Origin of the sequence: Algoriphagus mannitolivorans DSM 15301 (genome assembly GCF_000429425.1) — a bacterium.
Taxonomy (GTDB): Bacteria; Bacteroidota; Bacteroidia; order Cytophagales; family Cyclobacteriaceae; genus Algoriphagus; species Algoriphagus mannitolivorans.
The window spans coordinates 250224-273718 of sequence record NZ_KE386902.1 but is presented as its reverse complement, the minus strand read 5'-3'; the positions used below and the strand labels follow the sequence as shown (position 1 = coordinate 273718).

At 44.0% G+C, this 23495-nt stretch carries 20 protein-coding genes, 1 tRNA gene and 1 pseudogene; 7 read left to right on the top strand and 15 right to left on the bottom strand.

Translation table 11 applies throughout. The features are described 5' to 3' along the window. Positions 1-3: 3 nt before the first annotated feature. The 10 genes from G458_RS0118170 to G458_RS0118115 all read right to left on the bottom strand — a co-directional run bounded on the left by G458_RS0118170 (position 4) and on the right by G458_RS0118115 (position 12027). On the bottom strand, positions 4-1185 hold the full coding sequence (locus G458_RS0118170) for an FtsW/RodA/SpoVE family cell cycle protein (RefSeq protein ID WP_026953167.1): 1182 nt from the start codon (positions 1183-1185) through the stop codon (positions 4-6). Further along, positions 1182-2537 carry a UDP-N-acetylmuramoyl-L-alanine--D-glutamate ligase gene (gene murD / locus G458_RS0118165; RefSeq protein ID WP_026953166.1) on the bottom strand — a complete coding sequence of 452 codons (1356 nt, stop codon included), beginning with the start codon at positions 2535-2537 and terminating at the stop codon, positions 1182-1184. The genes G458_RS0118170 and murD overlap by 4 nt, the downstream gene beginning before the upstream one ends. Before the next feature lie 4 nt (positions 2538-2541). After that, a complete protein-coding gene (gene mraY / locus G458_RS0118160) occupies positions 2542-3753 on the bottom strand; it encodes a phospho-N-acetylmuramoyl-pentapeptide-transferase (protein WP_026953165.1) in 1212 nt (403 codons plus the stop codon). A 1-nt stretch (position 3754) separates the two neighbouring features. Continuing rightward, complete coding sequence (locus tag G458_RS0118155; RefSeq protein ID WP_026953164.1) at positions 3755-5218, bottom strand: UDP-N-acetylmuramoyl-L-alanyl-D-glutamate--2,6-diaminopimelate ligase; 1464 nt, start codon at positions 5216-5218, stop codon at positions 3755-3757. Then, a complete protein-coding gene (locus G458_RS0118150; RefSeq protein WP_026953163.1) occupies positions 5218-7326 on the bottom strand; it encodes a penicillin-binding protein in 2109 nt (702 codons plus the stop codon). The genes G458_RS0118155 and G458_RS0118150 overlap by 1 nt, the downstream gene beginning before the upstream one ends. Continuing rightward, entirely contained in the window at positions 7327-7710 is a 384-nt protein-coding gene (locus G458_RS0118145; protein WP_026953162.1) for an FtsL-like putative cell division protein, read from the bottom strand. Continuing rightward, complete coding sequence (gene rsmH / locus G458_RS0118140; protein WP_026953161.1) at positions 7707-8618, bottom strand: 16S rRNA (cytosine(1402)-N(4))-methyltransferase RsmH; 912 nt, start codon at positions 8616-8618, stop codon at positions 7707-7709. The genes G458_RS0118145 and rsmH overlap by 4 nt, the downstream gene beginning before the upstream one ends. 5 nt (positions 8619-8623) lie before the next feature. Then, positions 8624-9058, bottom strand: coding sequence for a division/cell wall cluster transcriptional repressor MraZ (gene mraZ / locus G458_RS0118135; protein WP_026953160.1), 435 nt, complete (start codon positions 9056-9058; stop codon positions 8624-8626). Positions 9059-9675: 617 nt separating this feature from the next. Further along, positions 9676-11655, bottom strand: coding sequence for a M56 family metallopeptidase (locus tag G458_RS0118120; RefSeq protein ID WP_026953158.1), 1980 nt, complete (start codon positions 11653-11655; stop codon positions 9676-9678). A 3-nt stretch (positions 11656-11658) separates the two neighbouring features. Beyond that, positions 11659-12027 (bottom strand): BlaI/MecI/CopY family transcriptional regulator, encoded by a 369-nt coding sequence (locus G458_RS0118115; protein WP_026953157.1) that lies wholly within the window; start codon positions 12025-12027, stop codon positions 11659-11661. Positions 12028-12254: 227 nt separating this feature from the next. Here G458_RS0118115 and G458_RS0118110 point away from each other — a divergent pair, with 227 nt between their 5' ends. The 3 genes from G458_RS0118110 to G458_RS0118100 are packed head-to-tail and all read left to right on the top strand — an operon-like array spanning position 12255 to position 15154. Beyond that, on the top strand, positions 12255-13364 hold the full coding sequence (locus G458_RS0118110) for an alkene reductase (RefSeq protein WP_026953156.1): 1110 nt from the start codon (positions 12255-12257) through the stop codon (positions 13362-13364). A gap of 51 nt (positions 13365-13415) precedes the next feature. After that, positions 13416-14171, top strand: coding sequence for an NRDE family protein (locus G458_RS0118105; RefSeq protein ID WP_026953155.1), 756 nt, complete (start codon positions 13416-13418; stop codon positions 14169-14171). Between the two features lie 2 nt (positions 14172-14173). Beyond that, positions 14174-15154, top strand: a complete 981-nt coding sequence (locus G458_RS0118100; RefSeq protein ID WP_026953154.1) for a YpdA family putative bacillithiol disulfide reductase — start codon at positions 14174-14176, stop codon at positions 15152-15154. A 13-nt stretch (positions 15155-15167) separates the two neighbouring features. On the opposite strand, the gene guaB is transcribed toward G458_RS0118100, so the two are convergent. From guaB to G458_RS0118080, 3 genes are all read right to left on the bottom strand, one after another. Then, positions 15168-16646, bottom strand: coding sequence for an IMP dehydrogenase (guaB, locus tag G458_RS0118095; protein WP_026953153.1), 1479 nt, complete (start codon positions 16644-16646; stop codon positions 15168-15170). A 210-nt stretch (positions 16647-16856) separates the two neighbouring features. Next, positions 16857-17309, bottom strand: coding sequence for an ABA4-like family protein (locus G458_RS0118085; RefSeq protein ID WP_026953152.1), 453 nt, complete (start codon positions 17307-17309; stop codon positions 16857-16859). 61 nt (positions 17310-17370) lie between these two features. Beyond that, complete coding sequence (locus tag G458_RS0118080) at positions 17371-18558, bottom strand: RsmB/NOP family class I SAM-dependent RNA methyltransferase (protein WP_026953151.1); 1188 nt, start codon at positions 18556-18558, stop codon at positions 17371-17373. A gap of 95 nt (positions 18559-18653) precedes the next feature. Here G458_RS0118080 and prmC point away from each other — a divergent pair, with 95 nt between their 5' ends. Then, positions 18654-19496: a peptide chain release factor N(5)-glutamine methyltransferase gene (gene prmC, locus G458_RS0118075; protein WP_035468461.1), complete on the top strand. Its 843-nt coding sequence runs from the start codon at positions 18654-18656 to the stop codon at positions 19494-19496. Positions 19497-19524: 28 nt separating this feature from the next. Further along, positions 19525-19917: a DoxX family protein gene (locus G458_RS0118070; RefSeq protein ID WP_026953149.1), complete on the top strand. Its 393-nt coding sequence runs from the start codon at positions 19525-19527 to the stop codon at positions 19915-19917. A gap of 437 nt (positions 19918-20354) precedes the next feature. Here the strand turns inward: G458_RS0118070 and G458_RS0118060 are convergent. Both G458_RS0118060 and G458_RS0118055 read right to left on the bottom strand, forming a co-directional pair. Beyond that, positions 20355-20936 (bottom strand): annotated as a pseudogene (locus G458_RS0118060) (class I SAM-dependent methyltransferase); the annotation flags it as partial. Positions 20937-21078: 142 nt separating this feature from the next. Continuing rightward, positions 21079-21151 (bottom strand) — tRNA-Met (locus G458_RS0118055). Between the two features lie 67 nt (positions 21152-21218). On the opposite strand from G458_RS0118055, the gene era reads away from it, so the two are divergent. Together era and der are read left to right on the top strand one after the other, a co-directional pair. After that, positions 21219-22112: a GTPase Era gene (era, locus tag G458_RS0118050; protein WP_026953146.1), complete on the top strand. Its 894-nt coding sequence runs from the start codon at positions 21219-21221 to the stop codon at positions 22110-22112. 2 nt (positions 22113-22114) lie between these two features. Further along, on the top strand, positions 22115-23428 hold the full coding sequence (gene der / locus G458_RS0118045) for a ribosome biogenesis GTPase Der (protein ID WP_026953145.1): 1314 nt from the start codon (positions 22115-22117) through the stop codon (positions 23426-23428). Positions 23429-23495 lie beyond the last annotated feature (67 nt).

Below are 23495 nucleotides of genomic sequence, written 5' to 3'. Positions count from 1 at the left end.
GGGTTAAGCTGTTCTCAATTTGTTTCCTACTTTGACAGCCTCTGAAGCTGTCGATGCCTCATCCTGATGATCTCCACGACTGACGCTCAGGATGATTCCCAAGGCTGTCCCGGTGAAAACCAGGGAGGTCCCTCCCATACTCAGAAGGGGCAAGGGCAATCCGGTAATCGGACCCAGTCCTACGGCTACAGCCATATTGACCAAGGCTTGAATCACCAAGGCAAAACTCAATCCTGCGGAAAGCAAGCCTCCGAAGGCTTTGTTGGAATTGACCACAATCCGCATCCCGCGGTATAGCAAGGCCAGGTAAAGGAAAAGCACCGTAGCGCCTCCCACTAGGCCATATTCTTCAATGATGATCGAGTAGATGAAATCCGAATACGGGTGAGGTAGAGAGTTTCTTTGCTCGCTGTTTCCGGGACCTTTTCCGGTGATTCCTCCAGTCGCAATGGCGATATAGGACTGCTCGGCTTGAAAAGGAATTTTGGAATCATCGTCTTTGGATTCTACAAAAGCCTCAATTCTGGACCAGAACGTATCTCCCCGCTGTCCCACAAATACTGCCACAGTCAAACCCAGCAAACCAATCAGCACCACCAAGGCAAGATGCTTGACAGGAACTCTTCCGATAAACATGATCAGCAAGCAGGTCATCAACAAAAGGATGGCTGTGGACATATTGGCCATTCCGATCAAAGCACAGATCACTCCGATGGAAAGGATGATAGGCAGGAAGGTGCCCGTAAAGTCTTTGATGTTCTTTTGACGCTTGGCGAGCATAGCCGCCAAGGCTGCAATCAGAGACAGCTTTGCCAAATCGGATGGCTGAAATGCCTGATTGATAACCGGAATAGTCAACCAGCGATTGGCGTCGTTGATATTGGAGCCAAACATGTACGTGAAAACCAACAACGGAATGGACAGGTACATGAACAGTCGAGCATATAGCGCATATTTTCTGTATGGCATTTTATGCGCCAGCCACATGACAAAAAGAGATAGAAATACCAAAAAGGAATGTCTGAACAGGTAGAGTTCGGTATTCCCACCTGCCGTCTTGTAAGCCAACGTTCCGGTAGCAGAATATACCACCAGGATGCTGAACAAAGACAGCAAAATCACGATCGCCCAAATGATGGGATCGCCCTTAAAATGCTCGTCTATCCATTCCTTTAGGAAACTCATGCCTTTTGTGTTTCATTTAATTCCAAGACCGCAGCACGAAACTGCTCACCACGGTCCTCATAATTCTTGAATAAATCGAAGCTTGCGCAGGCAGGTGAAAGAAGTACCACTTCTCCCTTTTCTGCCATTTCCTGGCCCCACAGCACTGCTTCTCGGATATCCTGTGTCTCCCGGATTTCGGGAATTACTCCTTTGAAAGCCTCTTTCAGCTTCTCATTATCTTTTCCTAGACAGATCAATGCCTTGGCTTTTCCTTCTGCTACCAAAGGCTTCAGCACAGAATAGTCGTTGCCTTTGTCCACACCTCCAGCAATCCAGACCATGGGCCTTTCAAAACTGCCCAAAGCATAATAAGTGGACTCTACATTGGTGCCTTTGGAATCATTCACAAACTGAACCCCACCCAAAACCCGAATTACTTCCATCCGGTGAGGGGCGTTTTTGAAGGTCCTGAACCCAGCTTTCAGCTGCTCTTCAGTCAATCCCGCCATCATCCCAGCCAAACCCGCAAACAAGGCGTTGAGGATATTATGCTTGCCTTGGATGGATAGATCCTGAAGGGAGATTTTGGCCTTTTCGTCCTTATAAACCAGGTTGAGGTTTTGTCCGTCGAAGTACCCTCCATGCTCAAGTTCTTTTTCTAAAGAAATCCCAAAGGAAGATGCCTTGGTCGGTCTCATCTTTAGCCCTTTTTGGCTGTTTGCATCTTCTACGCTGAAAATCGCCTTATCCCGGACCGTCATCATTTTGAAGAGATTCATCTTGGAAAGGATGTAATTCTCCAGCTTGTACTCGTATCGATCCAAATGGTCCGGGGTGATATTGGTCAGCATTCCAATAGTCGGCCGGAAGCATTCCATTCCATCAATCTGGAAGCTGGAAACTTCGATCACCCACCAATCATGGTCCTTTTCAATGAGCTGCCCTGCCCAGCTTTTCCCCACATTACCTGCCAATCCCACATCCACTCCAGCCTCTTTCAGCAAATGATAAGTCAAAAGCGTGGTGGTCGTTTTGCCATTGGTACCGGTGATAGCGATCACCTTTCCAGCGCTGAATCGGCATGCAAATTCCAATTCGTCAATCACCGGAATGCCTTCTGCCAAGGCCTTTTGGATCAAAGGAGCCTTTGAAGGAATTCCCGGGCTTTTGATGATCAAATCGCAGGAAAGGATTTTCTCTTCATCGTGCTTGCCTTCTTCAAAACCCACCTCAGCCAATTGAAGCGCTTCTTTTCTCTCCGGAGCAATTTGACCCAGATCACTTACCCACACGCCAAAGCCTTCACGCTTGGCAAGCAATGCTGCTCCCAATCCGCTTTCTCCAGCTCCTAGTATGGCGATCTGTTTCATATAATTATCTCAGTTTCAATGTTGCCAAAGTGAGTACTGCCAATAAAATTCCCACGATCCAAAACCGGGTTACGATCTTGGCTTCATGGATTCCTTTTTTCTGGTAATGATGGTGTAATGGAGACATCAGGAAAATCCTTCTGCCTTCACCGTATTTTCTTCTGGTGTATTTGAAATAGCTCACTTGGAGCATGACACTGACGTTTTCGACCAGGAAAATCCCGCACATCACTGGGATCAACAGCTCTTTTCTTAGCGTCAAGGCCAAAACGGCTATCACTCCTCCAAGCATCAACGAACCCGTATCTCCCATAAATACTTGGGCCGGGTAGGCATTGTACCACAGGAATCCGATACAGGCGCCAATAAACGCGGAAGCGAAAATCACTAGCTCCCCTGAGTTGGGGATATACATAATGTTGAGGTATTGGGAAAAAATGGCATTTCCACTCAGATAAGCGAAAATCGCCACCGTGAGTCCAATGATGGCCGAAGTTCCGGCCGCCAACCCGTCAATCCCATCCGTAATATTGGCTCCGTTGGATACCGCGGTAATGATGAAAATCACCACCAGGATATACATCACCGGGGTCATAGAATCTCCCAGGAAACCCAAGAGATTTTCGTAATTCAGCTCATTGTTTTTGACAAAAGGGATAGTGGTCTTCAAGGCTTTGACATCCTGATAGGCAGGGGTCTCAACAATTCCTCCTTCTACTGATACTGGAGTAGAAAACTCACGGATAACCACATCATCATTATAATATAGTGTGGCTCCCACGATAATCCCGATCCCGATTTGACCTACAATTTTGAATCGGCCTTTAAGTCCTTCTTTGTTTTTGCGGAAAACCTTGATGTAATCATCCAAAAACCCTATCAGTCCCAACCATACGGTGGAGATGAGCAAGAGAATGATGTAGATATTGTTCAGGTTGGCGAAAAGAAGCGTAGGCACCAAAATCGCGGCGATCATCATCAAACCACCCATGGTCGGGGTGCCTTTCTTTTGAGCCTGACCTTCCAGTCCCAAATCACGAACTGTCTCACCGATTTGCTTTTTTCGGATCCAGTTGATGATGTGATGCCCAAATGTAATGGTGATGATCAGGGAAAAAACTGCCGCCATCCCCGCTCGGAACGAGATAAATCGGAACACCCCGGTCCCCGGAATGTCCAAAACTCGATCTAAATAGTCAAAAATGGGATAGAGCATATCAGTTTGTTGTCAATTGGGTTAATATCTCTGTGACCACCTCGGCATCGTCGAAATGGTGCTTTACTCCTTTGATTTCTTGGTAGTCCTCATGTCCTTTTCCTGCGATAAGGATGATGTCTCCTTTCTGGGAAAGCATCGCTGCCGTTCTGATGGCTTCCCGTCGGTCTTCGATGGTGAGGGTCTTCCTCATTTCGGTAGGACCGATACCCGCTTGCATATCTTTCAGGATATCCATTGGGTCTTCAAAACGAGGATTGTCAGAGGTGAAAATCGCTTTATCACTTTCGGTTACGGCAATTTTGGCCATGGTAGGACGTTTAGTTTTATCCCGATTTCCGCCGCAACCAACGACTGTGATCAGCTGCTCATTCCCGTTTCGCACTCCGTTGATAGTTTTGAGGACATTTTCCAAAGCGTCTGGAGTATGGGCATAATCCACTATCGCGGTAATTCCTCCGATGGAAATCCGATCGAATCTGCCTTTGGCACCCCGGATTCCTGAAAGCTCACGCAAAACCTCTTCCTCATCTTCCCCTAGCAATACAGCCGCTCCCAAGACTCCCAAAAGATTGTATGCATTAAAAGCTCCGATCAAGCGGAACCAGATCAGCTTACCATTGACATCCAGTTCCAGTCCTTCAAGGGTATTGGAAAGGATTTTGGCCTTGAACTCCGAGTCAGATTTCAGCGCAAAAGTGTGATGGCTTGCTTTGCAATTTTGAAGCATCACCATACCTCGCTTATCATCTGCGTTGACTAGTGCAAAAGCATCTTTTGGCAACTCGTCAAACATCTTCTTCTTGGCCTTGATGTATTCATCAAATGTCCCGTGATAATCCAGATGGTCATGGGTGATATTGGTGAAAACAGCCCCTGAAAGCTTCAGTCCTGCGATTCTTTCCTGCACAATGGCATGAGAACTTGCTTCCATAAAACAATGCGTGCAGCCTGAGTCCAGCATTTTGCGAAGCAAAGCCTGAACACTCACTGCATCTGGTGTGGTATGCGTGGCAGGTATGATTTCCTCGTTGATTTTATTCTCAACTGTCGAAAGTAGTCCAGTGCTATATCCCATGGCCACAAACAATTGGTGTAAGAGGGTTACCGTAGTGGTTTTGCCATTGGTACCTGTCACCGCCACAACTTTGATTTTCTCAGAAGGATTGCCATAAAAGTTGGAGGCCATGATTCCCAGCGCCTTGGCAGCATTCACTACCTGCACGTAGGTAACATTGTCCCGAATGTCTTCCGGCAATCGCTCACAAATGATATTGATCGCGCCTTTATCCAAAGCCGCGGTAATGAATTCATGTCCATCTACCTGAGTACCTGGAATGGCCACAAACGTATCCCCTGCTTCCACCTTTCTACTGTCAAAGACAATAGATTTCACTTCGCTCTCCATATCTCCAATGGTAGAGGTCAAGGACACTTTATATAATATGTCTTTCAGGATCTTCATTAGCCTAAGACCAGATTAATCGTTGTATTAGGAGTCAGCTGTGTGCCCGGAGTCAATGACTGCTCCAGCACGCGACCTCTTCCGTTGTAATTCACTTTAATGCCCTTGTTTTCTAGAATAAAAAGGGCGTCTCTCAGCGGCATGCCCGAGACATCAGGCACGACCGACCTTTCGGTATTGTTGATTTGGAAATTGACTTTTTCTTCAGCGATTGTTGGCCTTACCCAATCTTCCGCAGATGGCGTTTTTGCTTTGATTCCGAGGTGCTCAAAAATCTCCTGAAGCTCCTCGCCTTTTCCGGCCTTGATGTATGGAATCTTGGAATAGTCGTTTTCTGCGAAGAAAATTTTGGACTGATTCACAGGATTTAGCTCCAAGTCCAAGGAATAGATGCGGTCTGCGATCTCCTTGAATACAGGAGCAGACACATCCCCTCCATAGGCAGCGATACCTTTAGGACTGTCTATGACTACGATCATGCTGTATTTGGGGCGATCAGCCGGAAAATATCCTGCAAAGCTGGTGTAATAGGTCTCCACATAGCGACCATTTACAATTTTCTGAGCGGTTCCGGTCTTGCCAGCAATTTTATAATTCGGGTTGAGGATATTCTTAGCCGTTCCTCTCACAACGACGCCTTCCAAAAGCTCTTGCAGCTGTTTGATAGTTTTCTCGGAGGCAATGGATTTACGGATCACCTCAGGCTCATAGGTTTCCTTGAGTTGATTTCCCTGACCCACACCCCGAACAAACATCGGCTTCATCATCACCCCATTGTTGGCCACTGCATTGTAGAGTGCCAGCGTGTGGATAGGATTAAGCTTAGACTCATAGCCTATGGAAATCCAAGGAAGGGAGGTTCCGTACCAGGATTTAGAGCCAGGCTTTTTGAAAAATGGCTTTCCCTCTCCGGCCAACTGGAGTTTGAATGGCTCTGCCAATCCAACCTTGTCCAAATACGCCATAAACTTAGAAGGACTGCTTCCAAAGTGCATATCGACCAACTTGGAGATGGCTACATTGGAAGATTTTTCAAATGCCTCCCGGATAGTAATTGTCCCATATCCTCCATGCTTGGCATCGTACATGGTCTGATTGTAAAAGCGGTGTGCGCCATTACCTGTCTCGATTTTTTCCTCCAGACTTACTTTATTTTCTTCCAAAAGCGCCAACATGGAAAGCAATTTGAACGTCGATCCCGGCTCAGTGCTTCCGATATCACCAACTGCGTAATTATAGCTTTCTGAATAGCCCACTCCACTTTTGTTCTTTTGAAGATTGGACATTGCTTTGATGTGCCCAGTCTTAACTTCCATCACGATGACAGATCCAAAAGCCGCATCCCGGTCAGTCAATTGTCTTCTCAGCGCGGTCTCGGCTACATCCTGAATATTGACATCAAGGGTAGTGAATACGTCCAGACCATTCTCCGGCTTGATATCTTCCGCATCAAAAACCGGCTTCCATACTCCTCCCGCCAATCTTTGGAATAATGCCTTTCCGTCCTTTCCTCTCAGATGACCGTTAAAGCTGTATTCTAAACCTGCTCCGTATTCATCCTCATTCAAAAAGCCAACCGTACGGCTAGCCAAGGAATTGAAAGGACGATATCTCTTTTCAACTTTTTCAAAAATCACTCCTCCACCTAATCTGCCTTCACGGAAAATAGGCCACTGGGTCATCTTTTGCATATCCTGATAGCCGATTTGCTTTCGGTTGAGAATCAGGTAACGCTTTTTATCCAAGCGTGCATCGTTGATCATCCGCTTGTAGGCAGTGGCAGATTTGTCTTTGTAGAATGCTGAAAGATTTCTGGCCAAAGAGTCGATTCCAGCCTTGAACTTGGAATCTTTGGCAATGGTAGGATCGATGGCTACCCGATAAAACGGCAAGCTGGTCGCCAAAAGGCTACCGTCTGCCGCGTAGATATTTCCACGGGTAGCAGGCACTTGTCTGTACTGAAAATTGACCTGCTCTGCCTTTGCAATCCATTTTTCTCCTTCCTTAAACTGCACCACAGCGATCTTGTACGGAATCGCACAAGCAGCAAGAGCCACCAGGATGAAAACCACCCTTACACGGAGCACTATGGAGCGTTTGATATTCATTTATTTCTCTACCTCGATTTTGATCGGTGGTTGATTCAATTCATAGATTTCAAGCTTAGCCGCACGCTTTGCCACTTCTGACTGCATGCTGCTTTGCATGTATTCAGCCTCAAGGGTGGTGACATCTGCACGGAGATCTTCCACTTCCTGCTGGGCTTTCTCGATTTTCCGGACCATGCTTTCAGCCCGGTGATTACTATAGATGTAGATCAAAGCCAAAATCACCAGGAACCCAACCGGAGGGATAAACTGAACTGGTACTCCCTCGCCCAAGAATCCTTTCACATCGAGCTTTTCTTCAATCCAGGTAAAAACAGTCTTTCGGGGACCTCCTTTCGGACTGTTCCCTGCCTTTATCTTTTTCTTAAAGGTGTTCTGACTCATTTTCCTTTCTTTTCAGCTATTCTCAATTTTGCACTTCTGGCTCTTGGGTTGGCAACTACCTCAGCCTCATCAGCTACGATAGCCCCCCGACTCACCGGCTCCAAAGGACGAAGAAGGTTTCCATAGAAATCCTTTTCCACTTCCCCCTGAAACTTCCCTTTAGTGATCAGATTCTTCACCAGCCTGTCTTCCAAGCTGTGATAGCTCATCACTACCAGCCTTCCGCCTGGCTTCAGAACCTCTACAGCTCCCAGCAGCATTTCTTCCAGAGCGCCCATCTCGTCGTTTACTTCTATTCTCAAAGCCTGAAAGACCTGAGCGAAGTATTTGAACTCTTTCCCTCTTGGGGCAAACTTTTTCAGAAAACCAGTAAAGCCCTCTGTGGTATCAAATGGCCGAGCTGCCCGTTCGGCAACTATGGCCTGAGCCAAGGTTTTGGCGTTTTTCACCTCGCCGTAAATGCCAAAAATCTTATGAAGCTTTCCTTCCTCATAAGTATTGAGCACATCCTTGGCAGACATCTCACCAAATTGATTCATCCTCATGTCCAGACTTCCGCTGAATCGGGTGGAAAACCCTCTTCCCGGCTCGTCGATCTGGTGGGAAGAAATCCCCAAATCAGCCAAAACCCCATCCACTTGCTTGACTCCATAGAGTCGGAGATATCTTTTGATATCCCGGAAATTTGCCTGAACAAAGGTGAACCGATCATCCTGCGGGATATTTCTGGCTGCATCCTGATCCTGGTCAAATCCATACAAATGTCCCTGATCCAAATGCTTCAAGATTTCTTTCGAATGCCCACCTCCACCAAAGGTCACATCGACATAAATCCCGTTGGGATTAATAGCCAAGCCTTCAGTGCATTGGGCGAGCATCACTGGGATATGGTAAACAGACTCAGTCATAGCGCTTAGGAGAGATACTTTTCCATCAGGCTGGACAAGTCCGCCGGATCTACAATGATGTTCTTGAGATAATTGTCAGGATTCCAGAGTTCGATTCTTGCCCCCATACCGACTACTACCACATCCTTCTCCAGCCCGGCATAGGTTTGATAAAGCTTCGGAATCAGCAACCTCCCCGCAGTATCCAGTTCTACCTCGACGATAGAATTGAAAAAAGACCGCTGAAGCATCCTTTGCTCAGGGTTGTTGATGTTCAGGGATTTAATCTGATTCTCCAGCTTTTTGTACTCCACCATAGGATAGAGCGCCAGGCATTTGTCCTCAGCCATCCGAAGCATCAAAGAAGTCCCATTCGCCTCCGGAATTGCCCCCTTGATTTTGGAAGGCAACACCAGACGCCCTTTGGGATCTAGCTTCGCATCGTACTGACTGTTGAACATAACTTGGTCTCGATCTATTGGAGTTTACCGTAAAGACAAAAGTAAGAAAATGGTTTTCACTTTCTACCACTTTCCCCCACTTTTTCCCACTTTGTATTAAAAGTAGCCAAAAGATTATTCCAAGCCAATATTTTTCCGAAAAAATCCAATAAAATTTTCTTGATATTCAAGCGTTTAGATCCGGGCATTCGTCCCTTCAAAAAGTGCCAAAACTGGCTAATTTTGGGGTTTTTAAAAAATCATTTCAAGATTTTCCTCCTCCGGCGTAAATCAGTTTTTAAAAAGTGGGGGAAATTCCCGGAAATTCTACTCTCAAAATTTAGGTGTCACGATTCATCCAGGCACAGTTCGCAACTCTTTACATTCAAAGCGGATATAAAAAATATGATTATCCGCAAATGCACCACAATCCAAAATTCCTTTGATTTGGCGGTTGGAAGACCGAAGACCGAAGCTGACTAAAACTGAACTTCAAGCGGGATTTTATTCATAGTGTACGACCCACTGGTAAGAAAGCGGTCATACATATAAAAAATTATTCTTATTGTCCCTTTTTTAAGCTTCTAGCATAAAAAAACCTGCCCATCGGACAGGTCTTTTTTAGTATCAACACACAATTAATTTTTATCTTTTTTCAATTCCTCTTGAAGTAGCTTTTGGAACTCATCCATTTTGGCCTGATGCTCTTTTTGCCAGATTTCCATCTTTCTTTGGAATTCTTCCATTTTTGGTTTTTGGGCTGTCTCCCAATCCTTCATCTTGGCTTCCCATTCCTTCATTTTGGGCTCTTGGGCTTTTTGCCATTCTTTCATTTTAGCTTCAAATTCTTTCATTTTAGGCTCATTTTGAGCTTGCCATTCCTTCATTCGCGCTTCAAATTCTTTTAATCTTGGCTCAAATTCTTCCTTGAATTTAGCTTCCCATTGAGCCATTTTTTCCTTTCTCTCAGACTCATTTTCCTTCCACTTAGCCTCCCACTCTTTAGCTCTCAACTCCGCCTCTTTGGAGAATTCCCGGGCTCGATCCTGGATTTCCTTTTGCCATTTTGCCCTCTCCTCCTGCGTCATTTTGGTAGTATCCTTTCTGAAAAAAGAATCAGGAAAGGTGGATTTAAAATCAAAGTCTAAAGGCACATCCATTAATTCCGGAAAATCGAAATTTTCCATCGGCATGGGAGGCATCTCTGGCATATCAAACTGAAAGTCAAAGTCAGGCTCTGGCACCATGGCCAAAGCTTCAGGGAATTCCGGAGCTTCAGGCAAGACCAGTTCAGGCATATTCTGGGAATCAAATAGTCTCAATCTTTCCCATGCAGCTTTGGCTTTGGGAGAAAGAATTACGGTGTCGCCCTCAGAAATCAGCATATCTCCCTTGATTTGGTAAGTCTTGCCATCGGCCGTGGTCATGATCATGACATTTTTTCCATAGACATTTACCTGTTCTTTCGTCTTAGGGTCTCGGTAGGATTTCACGGTAGTATCCTGCGGCGCAGGGGACACAAAGGTCGGCTGAACATCCAAAACTCTTGTTTTGGGAGCTATAGGTTCATTGGGTTTTGGAGCATCTTGCTGGGCGCTCGCCATCAGCCCGATGCTCAGAAATAGAGTAAGTAACATGGGGATAGAAATAATAGGGGTTTGTGGATAATTTTGGGAAGGATAGCCAAGTATCCTTTTGATTCTCTGTAGGGTAGGATGGTGTTTTTTCCCTGCTGCCAAGGCCAGTTCAGGAGGGTTTTGTTTGGAAAAATTCAAAACCTCCGCCAGACCGGTGGCCAGATTTTTAGCTTCGACACCTGATTTTACGACCAAGTCATCAGCGGCATTTTCTCTCAATTCCTGAATGGCACTACTCATCCACCAATAGCAGGGATGAAAGAAGAAAATAACTTCCAAGCTGGATAAGAGTAAATTGATTAGGTAATCGTTCCTTTTGACATGAGCCAATTCGTGAGCAAGGATAGCCTCCAACTGAGCAGGAGACAATTGAAAAACCAATCCGGCAGGGAGGAGAATAATAGGTTTGAGAGTTCCAAAAGTCAGGGGAGATATTGCCCTTCGGCTTATTTTGAGTTTGACATCTCGGGTGATATTCAACTTTCCAACTAGGCGATACATAACCTTTTCCAACTCAAAATCTGACACCGGGGAAGATGTTTTTTTCAAAAGCCGGATTTCAGAAAGGCTATTGAGAAGCCTCACCAAGAATAACAATGCTCCCAAAAACCAAATATTGACCAAAATAGGCAAGCTGGTCTCGATCCAAGTTACTCCCAGAGTCATGAAAGTATCCACGGTAGATTCTGTGGAAATGGTGTTCCCTTGAAAAACAAAGGCTTCCAATCGAGCTCCATTGATTGGAGGGATTTTTTCATAAGTCGAAAACTCATAAATAAAAGTCCCCAAGGCCATAAAAAATGAGAAAACTAAGGCTCCTACACCCAAATTATACTTGAAGGAGGGACCCTGATTCTTGAAAATCCTCAGGGACAGCCAAAATAGAGCTGCAATGGCTATTAATTGCCAAAGCGAGTGAACCAGCGTCCAGCCCAGTGACTTCAACAATTCTTCAGGTAAAAGTTCATTCAAAAATTCCATGGTTTATTTATTTTCAAGCTGATCAAGAAAAGCGCGGATTTCATCAATTTCTTCTTTAGAGGGCTTTTCCTGGCCCAAAGCCTGCATTACCAGTGATTTTGCAGAGCCTCCGAAAGCGGTAGTCATCAGATTTTTCAAAAGAGATTTTTGAGTGTCTCCTTGCTTGGTGAGCGGACGGTAAATATGAGTTCTGCTTTGCTCGTCCCGAGCCACCATTCCTTTGGCGTGCATGATCTGCATGATTTTGAGGGTGGTGGTATATCCCGTCTCCTTGGATTGGGAAATCCGCTCATGGATTTGCCTGACGCTGGCTTCTTTCATTTCCCAAAGCAGAGATAATATCTCCAATTCGGCTTCTGTAGGTTTGTTCATGACAGCAATTACGATAAGCTTCGTACCAAAGTTATACGAAAGCCATCGTAATTTCAAAAAAGTACGACAAAAATCGTATTAAAAAGAGTTAAAATACTGTAATCAAGATCATTGAAGACATTTTCTCTCAAAAAATAATTTTGATGAGAAGAAATTTAAGCACGTCCGAACTCATTCGACTTCACATTAGTTGTCTATACATTGAATTTTAAACAACTATTACTACCATGAGTTTTTCACAAGCCCTTTTACAACCTATTCAGGTGGGAGATTTAAATTTGAAGAATCGAGTTTGGATGGCACCCATGACCCGGAGCCGGGCAAACAATCCCGAAAACAAGGTTTTTGATATCCACGCGACCTATTATCGCCAAAGAGCCTCTGCTGGATTGATCATTTCCGAGGGATCCCAAATCTCCTCCAAAGCAGTAGGCTACATCAATACGCCCGGGATTTACACCCAGGCCCAAACAGAAGCATGGAAACAAGTCACGCAAGCCGTACACGAGGAAGGCGGGCATATTTTCATTCAGCTTTGGCATGTGGGAAGAATGTCACATCCGGATTTTCATGGCGGAGAGTTGCCCCTTTCTGCCTCTGCAACCAATCCAAACTCCAAGTCTTACACCCCCCAAGGGTTCAAAGACACTGTAACTGCGAAAGCAATGACACTGGAAGAGATCCAAGAAACAATTCAGGACTTCAAAAACGGAGCAAAGAATGCCATGGAGGCAGGTTTTGATGGAGTTGAAATCCACTCTTCCAATGGCTACCTTTTTCACCAGTTCTTCAACGCAACCTCAAATTTCCGAACAGACGAATACGGGGGAAGTATAGAAAACCGGGCAAGGATTTTATTTGAGGTAATTGATGCCATTAAAGAAGTGATGCCTGAAAATCGGATCGGGGTGCGGCTCAACCCTTCCCTTCACGGGATATTTGGAACGACTCTGGATGAGAGCACCATCCCTACCTTCGATTACATCATCAATCGTCTGAATGATTACAACTTGGCTTATCTTCACCTATCCGAGCCCTTCACAGATGTCAGCGAGGTGCCTTTCGCAGAGCCAAATATTGCCAAGCGCTATAGACCTATCTACAAAGGCACCTTGGTAATCAACTCCAATTTTGACCAAGAAAAAGGTAATCAGATTATTGAAGAAGGCCTTGCTGATGCGGTAGCTTTTGGCAAACCGTTTATTTCCAACCCGGATTTGCCGGAAAGATTTGCACAGAATGCCCCATTGGCGGCCTGGGATCAGGATACCTTTTACACCCCTGGGGAAAAGGGCTTCACTGACTATCCAAGTTTGCAAGAAGCAAAAGTTGATTGATCATCGGAATGGAGGTTGCAGTAAAGCGACCTCTTTTTTTACCTTTAAGATATGTGTTTAGTAGCCATTGCCTGGAAAACCAATCCTCAATATCCACTCTTGATTTCAGCCAATCGGGATGAGTTTTTCCAGCGTCCCACCGCCCCATTACATCAATGGGATTCTGGAGTTTTTGCAGGAAAAGATCTTCAAAGTGGGGGTACCTGGATGGGTTTTCATCCGAATGGAAAATGGGCCCTAGTGACCAATTACCGCGATTTTACCCAAAACAGAAAGCCTGAAATCAGTAGGGGGAAGTTAGTTTCAGATTTTTTGGAGAAGGAAATTTCTCCTGAAGAATATCTGGTTCAAGTAGCACACTCCAAAGAAAAGTACGATGGCTTCAATCTGCTGGTGAGCGATGGTGACAGCTTACATTATTTTAGTAATTACGGACAGGAGCCTTCAGAAGTGAAACCGGGGATCCATGGCCTTTCCAACGGATTACTCAATTCCCCTTGGCCAAAGACTGAGCTGGCAAAAACCCAACTTGATCAAGTTAGCCTTCAAAATCCATCGGAAAACCAATTGCTGAAGATCCTGAAATCAACCGAAACCTATCCTTTGGAGAATCTACCCAAAACCGGCGCTCCACCTGATATGGAGATTCAGCTTTCTGCACAGTTGATCCGAATCACTCCCAATTATGGAACTGTTTCGGCCTCTGCAGTTTTAAGGGATAGGAAAGGCTTAACCCAGATCAAAGAAAGAAGCTTTGACTGGGACTTCAAGTCCTTTAGAGATTCATCTTTTAGCTTTCAACCTTGACCATGACAAAAGTTTACGACCTGATCATTATTGGTGGGGGGCCGATAGGCCTTGCCTGCGGAATTGAAGCTCAAAAAGCGGGTTTGGAATACCTGATTTTAGAAAAAGGTACTCTTTGCAATTCGATCTACAACTATCCTGTTAACATGACCTTTTTCTCCACTTCCGAACGCTTGGAAATGGCCGGAATACCTTTCATGTCAATAGGCGCGAAGCCGACCCGAACTGAAGCCTTAGAATATTACAGACGGATTTATCAGCATTTCCAGCTAAAAGTCAATTTGTATGAAGGCGTAAAAACCCTTGTGAAATCAGGAGACGAATTTGAGATCAAAACCTCCAAATCCACCTATCGTTCCCGAAAACTGGTCTTGGCCACAGGTTTTTATGATTTGCCCAATCTGATGGATGTACCCGGAGAAGAACTTCCAAAAGTGCTCCACTACTATAAAGAGCCTTGGCCTTTTATTGCACAGAAGGTATTAGTGGTTGGCGGTGCTAATTCTGCCGTCGATGCAGCATTGGAATGCTGGAGAAAAGGCGCTGAAGTGAGTATAGTTTTGCTGGGAGATGAGGTAGATGAAAATGTAAAATATTGGGTAAGACCAGACATAATGAACCGGATCAAAGAAGGATCTATCCGTGCTTTTCCCCGATCAAGCGTGAAATCCATCAGCGAAACCGAGGTGACTATCTCTACTCCCGACGGAGAAGTGACCATAGAAAATGATTGGGTATTAGCCATGACCGGATACAAACCCAATTTTGCTCTTTTGGATCAGCTTGGTGTTGAATTAAGCTTAGACGAAAAGCGTCAACCATGCTATGACCAGGCCAATCAAGAGTCCAATGTGCCGGGAGTTTATCTGGCAGGAGTCGTGTGTGGCGGACTGAATACCCGGGAATTTTTTATAGAAAACAGCATCGTACATGCAGAATCCATCGTCAAGGACATTCTGCTAAAAAGCAAAAAACCGGCCTAAGCCGGTTTTTTTGTTATCCTTTCAAGCTGTAGTTAGGAGCTTCCCGAGTCACACTCACATCGTGTGGATGGGATTCTTTAACCCCGGCAGTGGTGATTTTCACAAATTTTCCATTGTTCTGAAGATCTTCAATGGTTCTTGTTCCGCAATAGCCCATTCCGGCCTGAAGTCCACCCACCAATTGATATAATACTTCAGAAACTAGGCCTTTGTATGGCACCCGGCCGACAATACCTTCAGGAACCAGCTTCTTGATATTGTCTTCTGCGTCTTGGAAATAACGGTCTTTAGATCCTGACTCCATTGCCTCCAAAGAACCCATTCCTCGATAGCTCTTAAATTTTCTGCCTTCGAAAATGATCATTTCACCCGGAGCTTCCTCTGTTCCGGCCAGCAAAGATCCGATCATGATGGAGCTACCACCAGCCGCAATGGCTTTCACCAAATCTCCTGAGTAACGAATCCCTCCATCTGCGATTACTGGAACTCCACGTCCTTTCAGTGCTTCTGCACATTCAAAAACTGCAGAAAGCTGCGGAACTCCGACTCCTGCAATCACCCGAGTGGTGCAAATGGAACCTGGCCCCACTCCTACTTTTACCGCATCCGCGCCCGCATCCGCAAGGGCAGTCGCCGCCTCAGGTGTGGCAATATTTCCAACAATTACTTCAAGGTCTGGGAATGCTGCCTTGATTTTTTTACATGTGTCGATGACTCCTTTGGAGTGACCATGAGCTGTATCAATGGAAACTACGTCCACACCGGCATTTTTCAATGCCTCCACACGCTCGACAATATCAGCCGTCACTCCGACTGCAGCTCCTACTCTCAATCTTCCAAATTCATCCTTACAGGCGTTTGGCTTATCCTTTCTTTTCAGAATATCCTTATAAGTAATCAGCCCGGTAAGCTTATGGTCCTCATCAACGATCGGGAGTTTTTCGATTTTGTACTCTTGAAGAATCTCCTCTGCTTGCTCCAAAGAAACACCGGATTTGGCAGTGATCAGGTTGTCGATAGTCATAATATCCCTAACCAGCCTATTAGGATCCTTAATGAATCTCAAATCCCGGTTGGTAATAATTCCCTTTAGGATTTTGTTTTCATCCACCACAGGAATTCCACCGATATGAAACTCTCGCATGATTGCCTCAGCATCCCGAACTTTGGAGTTGATATCCAATGTGATAGGATCTAAAATCATTCCGGCTTGAGAACGCTTCACTTTACGTACCTGGGCGGCCTGCTTTTCGATGGACATGTTTTTATGGATAAAACCCAATCCACCTTCCAAAGCAATGGCAATTGCCAATTCAGCTTCAGTCACGGTATCCATAGCAGCGGATACCAATGGTATATTCAATCGGATTTTTTTGGTAAGCCAGGTGGAAGTATTTGTGTCTCTGGGAAGAACTTCAGAATAACCTGGTACAAGAAGCACGTCATCGTAGGTGAGTGCTTCGAAGAGAAACTTCGAGGAGTTTGGATTCATGGCAAATATTGGTTGTAGGTAACCCTATTTGCCCGTCAAAGTTACAAACAAAAACCAATGCCATGCCAGAGAAAAACAAAAATTTATGTGGCTACTCTTACTTTTTGATGGTGTATTTAAAATTTCTTTTGGAAAAGTGGGCTTCAAGGACGGGGATTTTAACATCCCATTCTGAAAGGAATTTTTTCATTCCTCGAGAGAAAAATAAAATCAGCTCACAGATTTTTCAAAAAACGGGTTTTGCGGATAGCTTTTCTCATACCCAATTCTGACTAGGAGGTACAATAAAAATCCTATTGGCCCCATAAGAAATGTCAACAAAAGACATGGGAGCAAAATCCAACGGTTGATATTTCGAAGCCCCGAATCGTGACAAATCCACATGCCTACAAACAAATCAAAGGCTAAGTAATGAATCCACCCAGCCAAGACAGCTTCATCTGAGGAAAACATGGTTTTCACATTTGCCAGAGAGTCAAAGCCTCCCTGGGATTCTGAACCGATCCCTTTTAGGATAAAAAACAAATAGGCCAAAGAAAGAATCCCAAAAACGAAGGAATACAAAAATTTGTAAACCCACTTCTTTTGGTACAAAACGAACAGCAAAATCCAGCAGAAAAAGGCGAGGGAATTTGCAATCGAAAAAACAGTTTCCAAGTCCATAACTTCAGTAATTTGAGAAAAAATGATAGCTCAAATTACTGATTAATAGAGAGGTATCAAGTTATTTCTTCAATAATCTTGCAATGTAAAAGCCATCAAATCCAGATTCTTGGGCCAATACTTTTTTATCTTCGATCAACTCAAAGCCCTTCCCAGCTTCACTTTCCAGAAATTTTTGTACTTGAATTTCATTTTCCGATGGAAGGATACTACAGGTAGCGTAAACCATTTGACCTCCTGATTTGAGCATGGAAGGATAGGTCTGCAGGATTTCTTGCTGGGTCTTTTGAACATTTTCGATCGACTCAGGGCTCAACTTCCACTTGGTGTCCGGATTGCGTCTCAGCACTCCCAAGCCTGAGCAAGGCACATCAAGCAAAAGACGATCTGCAGATTCTTTCAGCCGTTTGATGGTTTTTGTGCCTTCAATCAATCTAGGCTCAAAAATAGACACGCCATTTCTTCTCGCTCTCAATTTAGCCTGCTGCAGTTTCCACTCTTCCACATCCATGGAAAGCACTTTGCCCTTATTTTCCATCAAGGCGGCAAGGTGAAGGGACTTCCCTCCTGCTCCCGCACAAGCGTCGATTACCCGCATTCCAGGTTCTACTGCCAAAGAAGCTGCCACCAGTTGAGAGCTGGCATCCTGAACTTCAAAAAGTCCCTCTTTGAAAGCAGGATTTTTGAAGATATTCTGTCGCTCTTCCAAGATCAAAGCATCCGGATATCCCTTCACGATATAGGTATCAATTCCATCTGCAGCAAGACGGTTCTTAAGTCTTTCCCGGGTAGTTTTTAAGGTATTCACTCTCAAAACTACCTCTGCTTCCTCATTGAGGGCATGGATTTCCGAGCTCCATTTTTCTCCGAGTTCCTTTACTCCCAATTTTTCCAACCAATCCGGAATGGATTCCAAAATTGCAGGATCAGAGATACTCTCGTACTTGGATTTGATTTTTTCAGGATTCAGTCTGGAAAACTCCTCCCAACTAGGGAGCTCCTCCCCTTTCATGAGCCAGTAAGTTCCGAATAGATCCCAATAGTCTTTAGTGGGACTCAGGAAGTTGACCAATCTCCACCATCTCACCATTTCATAAGCAGTTTCTGCAATAAAGGAACGGTCCCGTGCTCCCCATTTGGGGTTGGACTTTAAAGTTCTCTCAATGACTTTGTCAGCATATTGTCCCTCTTCAAATATCGCTTCCAGTGCTTGATGTACTCCTCGAATGGTGTTATTGTGTAATTTCATTGGCTTTTAACTTCTCCACAAAGGTAATGACAATTTTGAGGATGCCTTTTTAATAATTTTTTATCAAAAAAAGTCAGGGCGCTTTACATTTGCTTATGGCTCTCACCTATCAGGAATTTTCTCAAAAACTCGCCTCTGAACTTCGTCCCTTATATTCTCCCGAAGAATCACAGGTCCTTATTGAATGGCTTTTGGAACATCATTTAGGTCTGAGGCGAGTGGATGTTTTTCATTTTATGGAGGAAAAAGACATTCCGGAGTCGATTTGGAAAGACTTTGAAAGGCTTAAAACGGGGGAACCTATTCAATATATTCTTGGCCATGGCCCTTTTTACGGCAGAGAGTTTCTAGTCAATCAACATACTTTAATCCCAAGAAATGAAACTGAGGAATTGGTGCATTTAATCCTAAAAGAAAATCCTCAACCTGGGCTTAGGGTCTTGGATATTGGAACTGGTACTGGATGCATTCCGATCACTCTGAAACTTGAACTCAAGTCCCCTGAAGTATTTGCTTTGGATGTCTCAAAGGAAGCCATTGAAGTCGCTAGGCAAAATGCCCAAAAACACCATGCGGATGTTGAATTTATTCTATTGGACATCCTTACTGACACACCAACTCTATTTGAACTGGACATTTTGGTTTCAAACCCGCCTTATGTCCCAGAAGAGGAAAAGGAGTCCATGCATCGGAACGTTTTGGACCATGAGCCTCATTTGGCCCTTTTTGTTCCAGACAGGGATCCTTTATTATTCTACAGGGTAATTGCTCAAAAGGGAAAAAGACTTTTGAAGACTTCCGGTAAAATCTATTTCGAAATTTTCGAACACAGGGGCTCTGAAGTGTGCGATTTGCTTAAGACAATGGGATACAGCCGAATAAAACTGCATCAGGACCTTAATGGAAAAGACCGGATGGTCTCCGCAATTAATGAATAAATTCGTCAGACAACAATAACTAGAATCTATGAGAAGAAATCCTGGAAGAGAAATAGGGCTTTTGATAGTCAGATTAATGGCAGGCGGCATGATGCTCACCCATGGCATTCCAAAGCTCCTTCGTTTTTTTGGTGATGAACCCATCAAATTCGCAGATCCTTTTGGGCTTGGGCCAGTGGTAAGTTTAGGCCTTGCAGTATTTGCTGAAGTGTTATGTTCCGTATTGATCATGATTGGGTTTAAAACCCGGCTTGCTACCATTCCATTGATGATCACTATGCTTACGGCAGCTTTCTATGCACATTGGAATGACCCCTTTGGGAAAAAGGAATTACCCTTACTCTTTTTCACTGTATTTCTGGCGATTATGATTTTTGGGGGCGGCAAATACGCTTTGGACAATTTGAAAAAAAGAAGATAATTCCAAGAAAAAGTACTCCAAAAACCGAAAAATACCCAGTACTGGGTATTTTTCGGACTATTTAAATGACTATCTTGGAGCAAAATTTTTGGCATGATTTTTCACATAATACATTCTCGACACTCAAAAGCTTTTGGGATATTTCTTCCAGGATTATTGAGAAGCATAAAAAATGGTATGAGCTCTGGAATTCAAATTTCCAAATTGAAGACTTCTCGTAAAGAATTACTTCGGAGAAAGCTCTTTTTCAATTCCTTGAAAAAGAGTTTGGTACTCCTAAGTCACAAAAACATTACCCTTGCCAAACGGCAAAGGGTATTGGAAGCACGTAAACAAAAGCTGGAAAACTTCCGGATCGACTACCTTCCCATGGGGTGGGAGAGTGATTTTGAGTAGGGAATGGCCGATTGTTTTTTAAAAAAAATCGTCATTCCTTTTTAATCTTTCCGAGCAAGGAAAATCAAGTTGTTGTATCCTTTCTTGGTGTTATAATACTTCCCTATACTCTTGTAATATTCCTCGAGGGATAAAACCTCCACGTGATTAAATCCCACAGACTTGATGTCGGCAATCAAAGTTGCTTTATCATAATAATATCCTGGGACTTTAAATCCGTTGAATCCAGTATTTCTATTCCCTACCTTTTCACCGAGGATAAAGGAGAACATTTTTCTCAATTTAAAATAATATGTCTTTGCAGGGCTACCAACCTGGTGGTGAACCGTACCTATTAATGTTCCTTTTGGTCTAAGAAGGTCAAATGAATTTTTGAAAATGGTAATCCTGTCTTTTTTGACCGGCACGTAGGTCATCATGCTATTCATGATAGTAACCAAGTCAAAAGAACCGACTCCCTCTCTGAAGTCTTTGGCGTCTCCAACATGGGTCTGAGTTATGGCTTCAATTCCCCAAGTTTTCAAATTGACCTGACACTTTGAAATCATGTTTTCAGAGATATCAGAAGCAACAATTTTCTCAGGCTGAAAAAATTCAGCAATTGCCTTTACTTCTCTTCCAGTCCCACAACCAAAAGGGTTGAAATCCCTAAAAAGAAGATACTTTCTACTTAAACTCTAAGGGAAACTGAGCGGATAAACTTTTCTGAAACTTAACTTGGAAGGGGAGAAACAAAAAAAGGGCACTGTTAAGTACCCTTCGTAGTAGCGGGAACAGGACTCGAACCTGTGACCTTCGGGTTATGAGCCCGACGAGCTACCAACTGCTCCATCCCGCGATATTGTGATGCAAAGGTAAGGACTATCTCTCAAAAATCAAGTACCTTTGCAAAAAAATCTTAGAAAATGACCGCTCACCCACACAAAGCAGGCTTTGTCAATATTATAGGGAAACCAAATGTCGGTAAGTCCACATTAATGAACATCCTTGTTGGTGAGCGACTTTCTATTATTTCCTCCAAAGCTCAGACCACTCGACACCGAATTGTCGGACTCATTAATACAGATGATTACCAAATAGTTTTTTCAGATACTCCTGGGATGCTGAAGCCAAAATATGAGCTTCATAAAAGCATGATGAGCTTTGTAAACCTGTCTCTTGAGGATGCGGACATCATTCTTTTTGTGACTGACCTCTACGAAACTGAAGAAGAAATAGAGGATGTCATCCAAAGAATCAATGAATCCGGAATCCCGGTTCTCCTAGTCATCAACAAAATTGACTTGGCCAAAGAAGGGCAGTTGGAGGAAGTAACCAACTATTGGACTTCCAGAATTAAAGCAGACACCGTCATCCCAATCTCCGCAAAGGAAAACTTCAATACCGAAAGAATTCTTCAAGAAATCCTTGATAAACTTCCAGAACACCCCGCTTTTTATGATAAAGAGGAACTAACTGACCGACCTGAGCGGTTCTTTGCCTCTGAGATCATCCGGGAAAAGATATTTACCAATTACAAAAAAGAAATTCCCTACAGCACCGAAGTAGGAATTGAAGACTTCTACGAGGAGGAAACCATCATCAAAATCCGGGCTACCATCTTTTGTGAGCGGAATAGCCAAAAAGGTATTCTAATCGGTGATAAAGGCAAAATGTTAAAAAAAGTAGGCATTGAAGCCCGGGAAGAACTGGAAAAGTTCTTCGGCAAAAAAGTCTTTCTCGAAACCTTTGTGAAGGTAGAGCAGGACTGGAGAAAAAATAAAGCAAAACTTAAAAAATTCGGGTACGACCCATCTTAATCATGGCAAATATTGTAGCAATTGTAGGCAGACCAAACGTTGGAAAATCCACTCTTTTTAACAGATTGGTTGAAGAAAGAAAAGCCATAGAGGACAACCTCAGCGGGGTGACCAGAGACAGACATTACGGTCATGCACAATGGGCTGGAAAATTTTTCTCAGTCATAGACACCGGAGGATATGTTACTGGGTCTGATGACGTGTTCGAAGCCGAAATCAGAAAGCAGGTGAAACTCGCCTTGGAAGAGGCTGATGTCATCCTATTCGTAGTGGACTGTCATGACGGACTTACGGATCTGGACACTGAGTTTGCCAATGAGCTTCGGGGATCTGCCAAACCACTCTATATCGTCGCCAACAAAGCAGATAATCAAGACAAGGCCTTCATGGCCAATGAATTTTATGCTTTAGGCCTATCTGATTTTGAAATTTTCCCGATTGCAGCAGTGTCTGGCTCAGGTACCGGAGACCTTTTGGATGAAGTAGTTACTCATTTCAAAGAAGATGGGGAAGAAGACCCGGATGCGGGAGTTCCCAAGATTTCCATTCTCGGAAGACCCAATGTGGGGAAATCCTCCTTCCTGAATGCTCTGTTGGGTCAGGAACGCTCCATTGTCACCGATGAGGCTGGAACTACCAGAGATGCAATTCACACGAGATACAAATTTTTCGGGCAGGACTTTATCATCACAGATACTGCAGGAATCCGAAAAAAGGGTAAAGTAAAGGAAGACATTGAATTTTATTCCGTCATGAGATCTCTTCGAACTCTGGAAGAGTCCGATGTAGTTATCGTCATGGTAGATGCTACCCGCGGCCTGGAAGCTCAGGACATCAACTTGATCGCACTTGCAATCAAGAATAACAAGGGAGTAATGATCATGGTCAATAAGTGGGATTTGATCGAAAAGGATCATAAAACCATGGATAAAATCAAAAGTCAAATGCTGGAAAGGTTGGGAGAGCACAAATGGATCCCAATTATTTTCACTTCCGTGACTGAAAAACAAAGAATTTTTCAGGCGATTGAACTTGCTGTCAAAGTTTTTGAGAACAAAACCCGAAGAATTCCAACCTCCAAACTGAACGACGTGATGCTGAAAGAGATTGAAAACTACCCCCCTCCTGCCTGGAAAGGGAAGTACATCAAGATCAAGTATGCGACTCAACTTCCTACCAAAAACCCTGTATTCGCGTTCTTTTGCAATCTTCCTCAGTACATCAAGGATCCTTATACCAGGTTCTTAGAAAACAGACTGAGAGAAAACTTTGATTTTGAAGGCGTTCCGGTAAAGATTGTTTATAAAAACAAATAAAAAAATATTTGAGCGGCACTTGCACAATTGAAAATAATACTAGTACCTTTGTGATGTAATTAAGAAA

Excerpts from the sequence above, each read along its gene's own strand:
- guaB (WP_026953153.1), bottom strand. The coding sequence starts at position 16,646 with ATGAATCCAAACTCCTCGAAGTTTCTCTTCGAAGCACTCACCTACGAT.
- G458_RS0118170 (WP_026953167.1), bottom strand. The coding sequence starts at position 1,185 with ATGAGTTTCCTAAAGGAATGGATAGACGAGCATTTTAAGGGCGATCCC.
- G458_RS0118110 (WP_026953156.1), top strand. The coding sequence starts at position 12,255 with ATGAGTTTTTCACAAGCCCTTTTACAACCTATTCAGGTGGGAGATTTA.
- G458_RS0118085 (WP_026953152.1), bottom strand. The coding sequence starts at position 17,309 with ATGGACTTGGAAACTGTTTTTTCGATTGCAAATTCCCTCGCCTTTTTC.
- G458_RS0118115 (WP_026953157.1), bottom strand. The coding sequence starts at position 12,027 with ATGAACAAACCTACAGAAGCCGAATTGGAGATATTATCTCTGCTTTGG.
- era (WP_026953146.1), top strand. The coding sequence starts at position 21,219 with ATGACCGCTCACCCACACAAAGCAGGCTTTGTCAATATTATAGGGAAA.
- G458_RS0118105 (WP_026953155.1), top strand. The coding sequence starts at position 13,416 with ATGTGTTTAGTAGCCATTGCCTGGAAAACCAATCCTCAATATCCACTC.
- prmC (WP_035468461.1), top strand. The coding sequence starts at position 18,654 with ATGGCTCTCACCTATCAGGAATTTTCTCAAAAACTCGCCTCTGAACTT.
- G458_RS0118120 (WP_026953158.1), bottom strand. The coding sequence starts at position 11,655 with ATGGAATTTTTGAATGAACTTTTACCTGAAGAATTGTTGAAGTCACTG.
- der (WP_026953145.1), top strand. The coding sequence starts at position 22,115 with ATGGCAAATATTGTAGCAATTGTAGGCAGACCAAACGTTGGAAAATCC.
- G458_RS0118100 (WP_026953154.1), top strand. The coding sequence starts at position 14,174 with ATGACAAAAGTTTACGACCTGATCATTATTGGTGGGGGGCCGATAGGC.
- G458_RS0118155 (WP_026953164.1), bottom strand. The coding sequence starts at position 5,218 with ATGAAGATCCTGAAAGACATATTATATAAAGTGTCCTTGACCTCTACC.
- G458_RS0118145 (WP_026953162.1), bottom strand. The coding sequence starts at position 7,710 with ATGAGTCAGAACACCTTTAAGAAAAAGATAAAGGCAGGGAACAGTCCG.
- rsmH (WP_026953161.1), bottom strand. The coding sequence starts at position 8,618 with ATGACTGAGTCTGTTTACCATATCCCAGTGATGCTCGCCCAATGCACT.
- G458_RS0118080 (WP_026953151.1), bottom strand. The coding sequence starts at position 18,558 with ATGAAATTACACAATAACACCATTCGAGGAGTACATCAAGCACTGGAA.
- mraY (WP_026953165.1), bottom strand. The coding sequence starts at position 3,753 with ATGCTCTATCCCATTTTTGACTATTTAGATCGAGTTTTGGACATTCCG.
- G458_RS0118070 (WP_026953149.1), top strand. The coding sequence starts at position 19,525 with ATGAGAAGAAATCCTGGAAGAGAAATAGGGCTTTTGATAGTCAGATTA.
- mraZ (WP_026953160.1), bottom strand. The coding sequence starts at position 9,058 with ATGTTCAACAGTCAGTACGATGCGAAGCTAGATCCCAAAGGGCGTCTG.
- murD (WP_026953166.1), bottom strand. The coding sequence starts at position 2,537 with ATGAAACAGATCGCCATACTAGGAGCTGGAGAAAGCGGATTGGGAGCA.
- G458_RS0118150 (WP_026953163.1), bottom strand. The coding sequence starts at position 7,326 with ATGAATATCAAACGCTCCATAGTGCTCCGTGTAAGGGTGGTTTTCATC.